At 65.9% G+C, this 11727-nt stretch carries 11 protein-coding genes; 5 read left to right on the forward strand and 6 right to left on the reverse strand.

What is annotated here, in order from left to right:
• Window positions 1-8 precede the first annotated feature (8 nt).
• Window positions 9-1232: a DUF5009 domain-containing protein gene (locus tag H3H36_RS01860; RefSeq protein WP_182213327.1), complete on the reverse strand. Its 1224-nt coding sequence runs from the start codon at window positions 1230-1232 to the stop codon at window positions 9-11.
• Between the two features lie 178 nt (window positions 1233-1410).
• Here H3H36_RS01860 and H3H36_RS01865 point away from each other — a divergent pair, with 178 nt between their 5' ends.
• The 3 genes from H3H36_RS01865 to H3H36_RS01875 are packed head-to-tail and all read left to right on the forward strand — an operon-like array spanning window position 1411 to window position 4893.
• Window positions 1411-2067 carry a response regulator transcription factor gene (locus H3H36_RS01865; RefSeq protein WP_182213329.1) on the forward strand — a complete coding sequence of 219 codons (657 nt, stop codon included), beginning with the start codon at window positions 1411-1413 and terminating at the stop codon, window positions 2065-2067.
• The gene (locus H3H36_RS01870; RefSeq protein WP_182213331.1) at window positions 2064-3437 is read left to right on the forward strand and encodes a sensor histidine kinase; all 1374 of its coding nucleotides are present in this window, start codon (window positions 2064-2066) and stop codon (window positions 3435-3437) included. Before H3H36_RS01865 ends, H3H36_RS01870 begins: the two co-directional genes overlap by 4 nt.
• A 58-nt stretch (window positions 3438-3495) precedes the next feature.
• Window positions 3496-4893 carry a DUF2799 domain-containing protein gene (locus H3H36_RS01875; protein ID WP_182213334.1) on the forward strand — a complete coding sequence of 466 codons (1398 nt, stop codon included), beginning with the start codon at window positions 3496-3498 and terminating at the stop codon, window positions 4891-4893.
• 10 nt (window positions 4894-4903) lie between these two features.
• On the opposite strand, the gene H3H36_RS01880 is transcribed toward H3H36_RS01875, so the two are convergent.
• The 5 genes from H3H36_RS01880 to H3H36_RS01900 all read right to left on the reverse strand — a co-directional run bounded on the left by H3H36_RS01880 (window position 4904) and on the right by H3H36_RS01900 (window position 10509).
• Window positions 4904-5194, reverse strand: a complete 291-nt coding sequence (locus H3H36_RS01880) for a hypothetical protein (RefSeq protein ID WP_182213337.1) — start codon at window positions 5192-5194, stop codon at window positions 4904-4906.
• A gap of 73 nt (window positions 5195-5267) precedes the next feature.
• A complete protein-coding gene (locus H3H36_RS01885; RefSeq protein ID WP_182213339.1) occupies window positions 5268-7004 on the reverse strand; it encodes a GMC oxidoreductase in 1737 nt (578 codons plus the stop codon).
• 47 nt (window positions 7005-7051) lie between these two features.
• The gene (locus H3H36_RS01890) at window positions 7052-8428 is read right to left on the reverse strand and encodes a hypothetical protein (protein WP_182213342.1); all 1377 of its coding nucleotides are present in this window, start codon (window positions 8426-8428) and stop codon (window positions 7052-7054) included.
• A 292-nt stretch (window positions 8429-8720) separates the two neighbouring features.
• Window positions 8721-9569: a class I SAM-dependent methyltransferase gene (locus tag H3H36_RS01895; RefSeq protein WP_182213968.1), complete on the reverse strand. Its 849-nt coding sequence runs from the start codon at window positions 9567-9569 to the stop codon at window positions 8721-8723.
• Window positions 9559-10509, reverse strand: coding sequence for a LysR family transcriptional regulator (locus H3H36_RS01900; protein ID WP_182213344.1), 951 nt, complete (start codon window positions 10507-10509; stop codon window positions 9559-9561). The genes H3H36_RS01895 and H3H36_RS01900 overlap by 11 nt, the downstream gene beginning before the upstream one ends.
• 105 nt (window positions 10510-10614) lie before the next feature.
• Here H3H36_RS01900 and H3H36_RS01905 point away from each other — a divergent pair, with 105 nt between their 5' ends.
• Together H3H36_RS01905 and H3H36_RS01910 are read left to right on the forward strand one after the other, a co-directional pair.
• Complete coding sequence (locus tag H3H36_RS01905) at window positions 10615-11142, forward strand: DinB family protein (RefSeq protein WP_182213347.1); 528 nt, start codon at window positions 10615-10617, stop codon at window positions 11140-11142.
• A 59-nt stretch (window positions 11143-11201) separates the two neighbouring features.
• Entirely contained in the window at window positions 11202-11624 is a 423-nt protein-coding gene (locus tag H3H36_RS01910; protein ID WP_182213349.1) for a carboxymuconolactone decarboxylase family protein, read from the forward strand.
• The last annotated feature ends 103 nt before the right edge of the window (window positions 11625-11727 follow it).

Consider the following 11727-nt stretch of genomic DNA (forward strand, 5'->3'; position numbering starts at 1 on the left):
AGAGAAGGTTAAAGGCGCAGCGTGATGTGCATGCGGTTCAGCAGCGGGACCGAGGCCACGACCGCGCAGGCATAAGCCAGCGCCGCCACCATGCCGGGCGCGCCCGCGGTGAGCTTCGCTGGCAACGTCACGTGCAGGTAGCGCGTCAAGGCATAGACGATGTAAGGCACGACGTAGGCCAACAGCGGGTTGGCAGCGGCCGGCAGGAGCGGGGCGGTCCAGCGGGCTATGCCGCGCAGGTCCACCAGCCAGTACAGCCAGCCGAAGGCGGCCACGCAGATGGCGGCGCTGTACAAGGCCCAGCTAGGCGTGGCTGCGATCTTCGAGATGTGGAAATAGGGCCGCAGCGCGCAGCCGGCCGCCAACAGGCCGGCGGTCAGCAGCAGCGCCATAAGGTAGCGGGGGCGCGTATCCTGGCGCGCTGCGCCGCCAGGGAAGATGCGAGCCGTGAGCACCCCGCTCAAGACGATGGCCGCATGGACGGCGTTGCCCGCCTGCCCGGCCAGCACACCAGGCGCGCCCGCTTGCGCCGCGCAGTAGAACGCAATGCAGCCGGCCAGCGCACCGGCCAGCATCATCGGACGGTCGCCAGCGAGCATGTAGATCACGCTTGCGACCAGGTAGGCCCAACCGATCAAGCCCAGTATGCCCCACCATTGGGGCGCCAGCCTGTCCACGCCGCTGGCACCGCCCCGGTAGAGCAGGCCGAGAACCAACAACACCAGGGCCCCCAGCACTCGTAGTGCGGTGCCGGCTTCGCGCCGGCTGAAGCTCTGGCCATGCCAGACCAGCAGCGCGCCGCCGTACGCCGCCAGCGACCAGAGATGGATAGACATGCCCATGGCCGCTTCGTTGTAGCCGCTCTCCGCGTTGACCATGAAGACCCCCAGCACCAGCAAGCCTGTCGTGCGCGCCGCGACGTGCCGCGCCAGTTGCCATCGGCTGTCGCCCGCCGCGCTGCGCCGTGCCATGGCGAACGGGATCGACATGCCGACGATGAACAGGAACGCGGGAAAGACGACATCGGCCACGGTCATGCCATCGACGCCGGGCGGTGCGTGTTCCAGCCATGCCGGCACGCCCGGCACGCCGGCCACGGCGTTCACGAAGATCATGAACAGGATGGTCAGGCCCCGGAAAGTGTCCAGCGCGAGCACCCGTTGCGGCGCGGCGCGCGGCGCCGGCTCGACAGACTGCGGACTATCCTGGCGTTGTGGTGCGGCGGACGGCATGTGTGCTTTCCCGGTTCTGGTCGCGGCAAGGTTGATGTGAGCGGCTATTATCCATGCTCATTCTTAACGACTGCGCAACGCAACCTTCAGTTTTCCTATAGTTTTGGCGCGCCGCCATGTTGACAGGTGCCCATGAAGATGCGTACATAGCCGCCTTCACGCGTATTGGAAAAGACACATGAAAATATGCCTGGTCGAAGACGACCTGGAACTTGGCAAGGCCCTGCAATCGTCGCTGCAGGATGAAGGCCAGGAGGTACTATGGCTGCGGCGGGCGGCCGATGCGCGCCAGCGTATCGCCGGCGAGCCGTTCGACGCGGTCCTGCTTGACCTCGGCCTGCCCGACGGGAATGGCATAGACCTGCTGCGCCAGTTGCGGGCCGATGGCAAGACGCTCCCCATCCTCATCATCACGGCGCGCGACAGCCTGGAGGACCGCTTGCAGGGCCTGGACCGGGGCGCGGACGATTACCTGGTCAAGCCATTTGCCGTGTCCGAGCTGCTGGCTCGCCTGCGGGCCGTGGTGCGGCGCGCCACCGGCTGGAGCGAGACGGGGGAGCTGGTCTGGAAGATCAAGGACCTCGCGCTGGACGAACGGCGCCGCGTGCTCACCCGCGCCGGCGCCGGCGTGGACCTGTCCAAGACGGAATTTGCACTGCTGCTGGCATTGATGCGATACCCGGAACGGGTGCTGACCCGGCGCGAGCTGGAATCGCGCGCCCTGCCGCAAGGAGAAGGGCAGACGCTGGACGTGCACATCTCGCACCTGCGGCAAAAGATAGGCGATGGCTACATTCGCACCGTGCGTGGCGTGGGCTACGTGATCGACAAATGAGCGCGCTGCCCGAACGCTCGCTGTTCCGCCGCCTGATGCTGGGTTTTTGCGGGGTGATGCTGGCCATCTGGCTGGCCAACCTGGCATGGGATATCCATGAAACGCACACCACCAAGCAGCGCGACATGCAGCGCGAGCTGCGCGCCAGCGCCTTGCGCATCCTGGTCCTGATGCAGACGGTGGACGGCCGCCCGCCGGCGCAAATCCGGCCGTTGCTGCACAAGATGGAGGAACTGCATTACGCCCTGTACCGTGACTTGGGCTGGTACGTCCCCGCGCTGCAAACCCAGGTATGGCGGCACGGCCAGTTGCTGTACGCGTCGGGCGCCCCGGTGCCGGCTGCCGCCGCGCCCGAGCGGCTTGCGGTGCCCGACGGCTGGGTGGCCGTCATCGAATCGGACCCGGCCACCGGCGTCACCGTGCGCATGGCCACCCAGGTGATCGGTGAATGGCTGTTGCAGACGTCGAGCATTGGCTACTATCTCGCGCCCCTGCTATTCAGCCTACCGTTCCTGTTGCTGCCGGCCTGGTACATCATCCGCGTCGGCCTGCGGCCACTGCGCAGCATCGTGGCCGAGATCGAGGAGCGCTCTGGCACGGACCTGACACCGCTGGCGCCATCGCCATTCCGGGAACTATCGCCGCTGGTGGACTCCGTCAACCGGCTGATGCGGCGACTGGTCGAGCGGCTCGAGCGGGAGCAGGAATTCCTGGCCGACGCGGCCCACGAACTGAAAACGCCGCTGTCCATCATCCAGATCAACGCCGAATCGCTGGCCCACGCCCACACGCCACAGCGGGTACAGGAAGCCGGTGAAGGCTTGCGTCAAGGAGTGCGGCGGGCCACCCATACCGTGCACCAGCTGCTGGCGCTGGCCCGGTCCGGGCCAGACAGTGATGCGGCGCCCTTGCGTGCGCTCGACCTGGTGGAGCTGGTGTGCGACCGCCTGGCGTTGGCCGGCCCGCTGGCGGCAGCGCGCCATATCGACCTGGAACTGGAAGCGCCCGACCTGTGCGCCATGTGCCTTCATCGCGAGAGCATGGCGGCCCTGATCGACAACGTGGTTGGCAACGCGATCAAGTATTCGCCCGATAGCGGCCGCGTGGCGGTGACCATCACCGCCGACGCCGGCCTGATCACGCTGGCCGTGCGCGACGAAGGCGCCGGTATTGCGCCCGGATTCCAGCGCAAGGTGTTCGAGCGCTTCTACCGCTTGCCGGACCAGGACCAACCGGGTAGTGGCCTGGGCCTGGCGATCGCGGAGCGGGCCGCCATCCGTAACCGGGGTAGTATCGCGCTGGCCAACCGCGACGACGGACCGGGCCTGTGCGTGCAGGTGACGTTTGATGTGACCATGGCCGTCAGATGATGCTTTGTGCAACTGAATTCCACTATAATCAGCCGGCCAACAATCACATGCCGACAATATGACTCGTCTACCACGCTGGAGCACTCCGCTGATCCTCTCCTTGCCGCTGCTGCTCGGCGGTTGCCAGGCCACGATGGAGCGCATCGCGGATTGCAAGGCCGGCGACTGGAACGGCATCGGCCACAAGGATGGCGTGGCCGGAGAAGTCCAGAACTTCGCTGAGCGCAAGGACTTCTGCGACAGCCACGACGGCGGCAAAGGGCAGGGCGATGCGGCGGCCGGTTACCTGGCCGGTTGGGCGCAAGGCAACTGGGATTTCTGGTCCGCGCGCGGCGTGAGCGACGGCCGCCAGGCGCTGCCGCAGTCCACCTACGAACGTCATGTGGCCAGCGAAGCGGTGCAAAAACAGCACACGCCATTGAATCGCCCGGCCTACGATGCAGGCTGGATGATCGGTAACGCCGATTACTGGAACGGCCAGGGCAAGCGCGACGGCACCGACGGCAAGCCCGCGACGGTCAAAGAAGCGGCACGCAACCGCGCCGCCCAGCAAGGCTTGCGCTTCGACGAGGCCAGCTACACGAGCGGCTGGCAGACTGGCAACCGCACCTATTGGCAGGACGCCGGCTACACCGATGCCCGCAACGGCGTGCCCGATAGCGAGTTGAAGCCGCGTGTGGCCGCTGCCCGCGCCGCTGGCGTGCAAGTGCAGGAAGACGCCTACCACGCCGCGTGGAACGCTGAAATCGTCAACTACTGGAAAAACCTGGGCACGCAGGACGCCGTCTCCGGCAAGGCTTTCAACATGCGCCGCGCCGAAGCGCGCGCCAAGGGATTGAAAGTGTACGAAGCCGAATATCGCCAGAGCTGGGAGAACCGGCTGGTCGACTACTGGCGCAAGGCGGGCCAGGATGACGGCTATGGCCATCCGTTCCTGCTCGAGGACCGCATGGCCAACGCCGGGCGCGACGGCGTGTTCGTGATCCCGCGCACGCGCGAGCTCTACACGGCTGCCTGGGACGAGCAGAACGCCCGCTACTGCAATCCCGACAACGCCTTCGACCTGGGCCGCCACGGTGCCGGTATGGCGTTCGAGGTGTGCCGCGACCCGGTGCGCAACCAGATGAAACGCGCCTATCTGAGCGGCCAGGATTACGAAGTGGCCGCCGCCAAGTACAACCGCGCCGTCAGCGACGTGGACGAGCTGGCCGGCCGCGCGCGCGAGGCGCGGGGCCGCCTGGGCCGCATCGAGCGCGAGATCCGCGCCAACCTCGATAACAAGGACCGCCCAGTCAACGACGAGACCCAGAAGCAGGACCGCCGGCGCGAACAGGAACGGCGCGACGTGGCCGACTACCTGCAGCGCACGGAGCGCCAGCTGGACGAGGCCCGGCGCTGGGCCGATCGCCACCAGCAGGAAATGGAACGGCTGCGGCGTGACATCTATCTGAACTGAGCCAGCGGCATCAGCTATCCAGCTTGCCGATCAATTCCTTGCAGACGTCATGGGCGATCTCGATCGCGCGCCGGGTTGCGGGCGCCAGCGTGCGTCCCGTTTGCGCGATGATCGTGTGTGGCAGCAGGCCGATCACATCCGAATGGGCCGTCAGATGAACCAGGGTAGTCACGTCATCGCACTCGACAGTTTGCGGTAAGCCCGCCGCATCAAAGCCCAGGTCGTGGGACAGTGCCTCGTGCCAGGCAGGACTGAGCGCGATCGCGGCCAGGCCATAGCGTCCGATTGCGGCACCTCGCATGCGGGCGTGCGCTGCGCGAAGTCGGTCGACTGAGCGTCGGTGTGCGCCGTCGCCCTCACGCAGCCACCCCGATTCAAGCGCCCTGGCGGGGCTGGCGCGTCAAGCGGTCGGCCAGGTCCTGCGCCAGCCCACACATGGTCAGCGTGGGGTTCCACGAGCCGCAGGTGGGGAACAGCGCGCCACCCGTCACGTACACATTGCGCACGCCGTGGGGACGATAATCGAGGCCGACCACGGACGTGGCCGGGTCCGCGCCCATCCACAACGGCGACGCTTCGTGCACGATGATGTTGAGCCGGATCTGTTCGCGGCTGGGTCGCGCGCGGCGCCAGCTGCCGCCGCCATTGCCTTCGTCGATCCAGTATTCGATCTCGGGTGGCGCATCCACGCGCGCGCTGACGAGGGCCGTGATGGTCTGGTAGGTGGCTTCGTCGAGCACGTCCCACAACTTTTCGTCGGCCGCGCCGGTTTGCAGTTGCAGCGTGATGTTGGTGGTCGGGTCGCCCTGGTCGTTGCGGCGTATCCAGTTCTCCGCGTTGCGCTCGCTCACTTCGCCCAGCGTGGCGCACACCAGGACCACGTAGTCCTCGGAGCCGCGTAACTGGGCCGGCGAGACGACGGCCGCCGCATCGGGCGCCTCATGGGCGATGGTCTGGGCGTCCTGTTCCGGTCGCGTCGAGGCGAAGGCGCTCGCTTGCACGTGGTATTGCAAGCCCTGCTGGTCCACGCCGTCCAGATAAACTGCGCCGATCTCCAGCGGCGACAGGCCATGAAAGGCGGTGCGTTGTACGCGCGCCGTCACGTGCGACATGAAGTGCCCCGTGTAGCGCTTGCCGGCATTGGGCAGCGCGTCGCCGAAGGAATTCATCAGCAAGGTGGCCGGTGGGATGGTGCCCATCGCCAGTATGATGCTGGCCCTGCCCACGCTGAGCGGGCCATGGTTGGTCGCGATCGCCGTCACCGTGCCGTGGCCGTCATGCAGCAGTCGCTCGACCAGGCAGCGGTCCACGATCGTCAATGGATGGCCCTTGCCCTGGGCGGCCTGCGCCAGCTGGCGTTGCTGCAATCCGAACAGGGTGCCGACGGTGGCGTATTTGTAGAACTTCACGCCTTGCCAGTCCGGATTGCCGACCGCGATCGGCGCCGGGCAGGCGCTCAGCGCCGTCGGTACGCAGCGCTTGAAGTTCTCCCTGATGTTGCTGTCCAACTGGGCCTGCAGCTTGCCGTAGACGCCATCGTTGATCTGGTCCATCGATGTCACGTGAAGGAAGGCGCGCGCACGCTCCCAGAAACCGGGCGCCAGCGTCACGTCGATCAATGCGCGCGGCCAGTCGCGCATCTGGCCCGGCGTGGGCGCCGGGCACCACGCGCTCCAGTAGGTGGAACGGCCGCCGACAATGGGCATGTAGCCGGCCTGGAACAATTGCATGCCGGTGGTCGCCATGCGCGTGCTGCGCGTCCACGGGTAAGTGGTGGGCGGCGAGCCGGTGGCGGCCTGGAAGGCCATGGGCAGCATCTGGTAATGTGCCGGCAGCCAGTAGCCGCCCCGTTCCAGCACCAGGATGTTGGCCTCCGGCTGGTTGCGCAGGGTCTGTTCAATGAAGGCCACGCCGGTGGGGCCGGTGCCGATCACGATGAAATCGTAGGACGTGGCCTGGATGGTGTTCCAGTCCGCGTCGCCGGCGAAGAAGGCCTTGCCGGCGATCTGGTCGGCGCTGGCCGACTGCCGGCCCGGCACAGGATAGCCCAGTGCGATGCCGCCGGGGATTTGGGCGGCGTCGGCGAAGAAGCGCTTGTAGGTATAGGACATGCTGCCTCCTTGTTGGAAGTGAGGACTGCGGGCGCGGATCCTGCCGCCTATTTGGCGGTGGGGTCCGCCACGTGCTTGCCGGTACGGTCTATCGCGTTCAACAACTGGGGCGTCTTGCTGGTGGCGGCGTACCACAAGGGCAGCGACTTGAAGGTCAGCACCATGTCGAAGTCGGCCGCCACACTGCCAGCGTTCATCGGCACATCGCCCTTGCGGTTCTGGAACCAGCGCTGCCAGTCCGGCGAACCGGGCGCCGGCGAATTCAGGTAGGGGCTACCCGTCGAACTGTCGCTGGGCAGGTGCGTCATCAGCGGCAGCAGGAAGGATTGCATGCCGACCTTGGGATTCTTGACGTCCCATTGCGCCGTGCTGTGGCAGCTCATGCACGATGAATCCTTGGCGTTCTTGACGTACTGGCGATTGCCATCGGTCTCGAACGAGATGTCATTCATCGCACCGTCGTTGGGGCCGGACAGCCGCTCGCCCCAGCCGAAGGTGGCGCCGCCATAGGCCGGCGCAGCCGGATTGTTCCAGTTCTGCGTGAGCGGCATGTGCGGGTCCTTGGTGGAATTGACCAGCGGGTCGTTACCCCACTGGGCGCCCAGCACCACCATCTGGTCCCACACGCCGTTGGCGCCGGGCTTGACGTTGCGGTCGTACACGAGCGTGGAGAACACCCAGCCCGTATCGGGCGCCGACGCGCTGTCCTTGACGATGATATCGAACTGCATCAGGTAGGTGCTGTACACGCGGGGCTTGGCGAATTCGCCGGTGGTGGCGTTGGTGGTGATGTAGGCGGGCCACACCAGGCTGCCCGTCATCACAGGCCAGACAGTGGGATCGGCCGTGATGAAGGCGGCCTTGATGATCAGCGAGCCTTCCGGGAACTGGGTGGTCCTGGGCGTGACGGCGGGCGTCATGGCCGTCGTGCCCCACACATTTTTCAGCGTTTGCGCGGCCGTCTTGTCGTAGTAGGTCAGCACGTAGGTGGTGATGGGCTTGGTCAGCCCGCTGGCGGCGAACAGCGAGGTGTCGAGCGAACTGCCGCCCACGTACATGCCATGGATGGCCTCGCGCTTGGCGCCCAGCCACGGCTCGTTGTACCAGCCCCGTTGCGCCGCGTCCCAGTGCGCGTAATCCTGCAGCAGCACCATCATGTCCTTGCCCACGGCGTCCTTGAGCGCCTGCGCGTAGGCGCCCGCGTTCTGGGTGGTGATGCGTCCGTTGTTGATGGCCGTGCGCCAGGGCATGGCCGGCGCAGGCACGTTGGATGGATACTGGTGGCTCAGCTTGAACAGCGGGCCTTTGTATTCCGAAGCGGGCGGGATGGCGCCGTTGTTGTCAGCGAACGGCGTAACCGTTGCCGCGGCGGCGTTCAATGCGAGGGTGGAACCGGCGATCAATGCGAACCAGGTGGACGTCATCTTCTTCTCCAGTGAATTTCCAGCACCAAGGGGGTGAACAGCGGCGCGCCAGGCCAGTGACCGGACTTGCGCTGCTGGCCATGCCTGTCGTGGGCCGATAGTAGCACTGGGGAAATTGTGAAATCTCTCGGAAGATCACTGCCAAATGATCAATATTTCACTTGCTTTTTTGATTATTGATGGGCGCCCGCAGCCACGGGCACAGTGACGCACGCACTTGCATGCGGGTACGAAAACCGCGGCGCGGACGAGACACATTCTGGTGCCGGCCGCCACAGCGGCGGCCGACAATTCAGGACTGTGGCGCGCGCGCGCTGACCATCCAGCAGGCCGCCGTGAAGCGTGCCTTGTCGCCCTGCACGAACGGCAAGAAGGCGTCGCGCATGGCGGCCTCGACCTCGGCGCGGCGCTCCGTGCTTTCCTGCTGGAGCAGCTGGCCCACCGGACCCAGCATGGTCGCGTAGCGGAGCAACTCGCGTGCAGGCAGCGTGCATTCCTCGTCCGCCGCTTGAATGCTGAGGCCTTCCCAGCCGGCCTGCTCGAGGATGCGCGTGATCAGCGCACGGTCAGCCAGGCCGAACTGGCCCGGTTCGTTGGGACGGCGCGGGGGCAGGGCGGGCAGCAAGGGCGCTGCCGCCCGTTCCGCCGCCGTCATGAATGGATTTTCTTCCGCGGCGCGCCAGGCGACGAAGCGCAGTGCGCCGCCGGGCGTGATGGCCCGGCGCAGGTTGCCAAAGGCCCGCACCGGATCGTCGAAGAACATCACGCCCATGCGCGACACGATCATGTCGACACTGGCGGCGGCGAACGGCCAGGTTTGCGCGTCCGCCGCGATAAATTCGGGTGCCAACGCTTCCCGCGCCGCGCGGGCGCGGGCCAGCGCGATCATCGGCTGCGAGATATCGACGCCGGTACAAGCGGCACCCTGGCCCAGCCGGCGTGCGATGGCCAGGGTGGTGGCACCCGTTCCGCAACCGACATCGAGCACGGAGCCGGGGCGCTGTTCGCACACGGCATCGACCAGCAGGCGTTCGAACGGCGCAAGCATGTCATCGAGCTGTTCCTGTAGCGCGACCCAGGCCCGGCCAGCCGCGCCGTTCCAGCGTTGATCCTGATCGTGGTTCGCTTTTTCAGCCTGCATGGCGTACTCCTCGGTTGTTGTCATTTCGATATTTTGCCGCACATGGCGGCGGCGCGGCCGCGAACTGTGCTACAAGGAAGTCGATCAACACGCGCACGCGATGAGACAGATGGCGGCCCGGCGGATAAATGGCATACAGGCTGCCCGAAGCGAGCGTGTATCCCGTCAACAGCGGCACCAGGGCGCCGCGCTCGATCAAGTCGCGCGAAATGAAACCCGGCACCGCCGCGATACCGAGCCCCGCGGCGGCGGCCGTGATGACGGCCTCGCCATTGTTCACCTTCAGCCGCACGGCCGGCCGCGCCAGATAGTTGCCACCGTCCGGCAGCGCGTAATTCCAGTACACGGATTCGGCCGCGTTGGAGGACACCAGGCCATCGTGGTGCTCCAGATCCATCGGTGTGTGGGGCGTGCCGCGCGCGGCAAGATAGGCCGGTGAAGCGCAGGTTACCCGTCCCATGTCCGTCAGCTTGCGGGCGACCAGGCGCGAATCGCTGAGCGTGCCGGCGCGAATGGCGATGTCGAAGCCTTCGTTGACGATATCGACGAAGCGGTCCGACAGGCTCAAGTCCAGCGTGAGCCCCGGATGCAGGCTCAGAAATTGGCTAATGTGCGGCATCAGCACCAGGTTGGTCAGGCTGACAGGCGCGGACATGCGTATGGTCCCGAACAAATTGGCGCTGGCATCGGTGACCGTCAGTTCGGCCTCATCGAGATCGGCCATGATGCGCGCGGCGCGCTCATAGAACGCCTTGCCCGCTTCGGTCACACTGAGCCCAGCGGTGGAGCGCACCAGCAACCGTGCCTTGAGGCGGTCCTCCAGGTCGTTCATGCGCCGGCTGACGGCCGATTTGACGATGCCCAGTTTTTCCGCCGCTCGCGTAATGCTGCCCGCGTTGACCACCTCAACGAAGGTGCTGATTTCGTCCAGCCTGCTCAATTGTTCTCCTTTGAAGCACAAGATGTTGATCAATCACAGGCTTCCGCCATGAATTGTGCACACCTATCATGGCATACATCAACAACTTTTTACAGAGATACCACCATGAACGAGCACGAACGCTTCCTGTCGCTGTTCAACCAGCAAGTGACCCTGAGCCTGAATACGCTGGAACAGATTCCCGCTGCGCTGTGGAGCAGCATCCCCGCCGATTCGGAGACCAATTACCTGGGCCAGCGCATTAGCCGCATCACGATCGAAGCACTGACCGGCCACCTGATGCGCGCCGAGGATTACTGGAGCACCACCCTCGCCAACATGGCGCCAGGTGGGGAAATGGTGCCGCCGGTCGGCATTCCTATGCTGGAACTGGCCAGCGCCGGACAACCCCTGGTCAGCCAATACCGCGGGGTACTCGAGAACAATCTCAACCGTATTCGCGCCATGTCGCCGCAGCAGCTGGGCACGGAGTTCACCTTTATCGGCCGCAAATACACGGTGCAGGGTTTCCTGTGGGCAGTCTACGCCCACCACGGCTACCACTACGGCCAGATCGACCTGCTGCTGCGCCAGCAATCGTACTTGCCGCCGGAGTTCCTCGAGTTACCGCAACTCGGTGGCCTGATTGCCTGAGCCGCGCCATGCGCCAACAGCCACCCACCGGCTCAACGGCCAACCCACAGGTGTGACCAATGACTAGCACTAAACAATCCGTCCCCGACGCCATCAACGCGTCCTATCAACAGCTGCTGGGCGCCGTGCCGGACATGGTGGCGCAGCGCCAGCGGCTGGCCCGCGCCACCGGCCGCGTCGCCGCCGTGGCGGCCATCGAGGAATTCCGCGATGAACTGATCCACCGCAATCCGCTCGACAGGCGTACCCAGCAGTTGGTCCACTTCGCCATGCTGATCGCACGGGGGGAAGCGGCGCCGGCACGCCTGCATGCGGCAGGCGCGGTCAGGGCAGGGGCCAGCCTGTCCGATCTGCAAGGGGTGGTTGAAACGGCCGCGGTCGTGTGCGGTATGCCAGGCGCGGGGCTGGCCGTGGAAGTGATCGCCTCCCTGGGCCTGATTCCGCCCATGGACGAGGCGGCAACCGCCATCCGTGAAGGATAAGGCATGACCAACTTCGCGCCATTGGCCCCGGCTTTCACCGCGGGTCCCGCAATGCATCCGCCCGATCGGGCTGGCCGCTAGTAAGCCTGCATAACAACCTGGC

The organism is Rugamonas fusca, assembly GCF_014042365.1.
Lineage (GTDB): Bacteria > Pseudomonadota > Gammaproteobacteria > Burkholderiales > Burkholderiaceae_D > Rugamonas > Rugamonas fusca.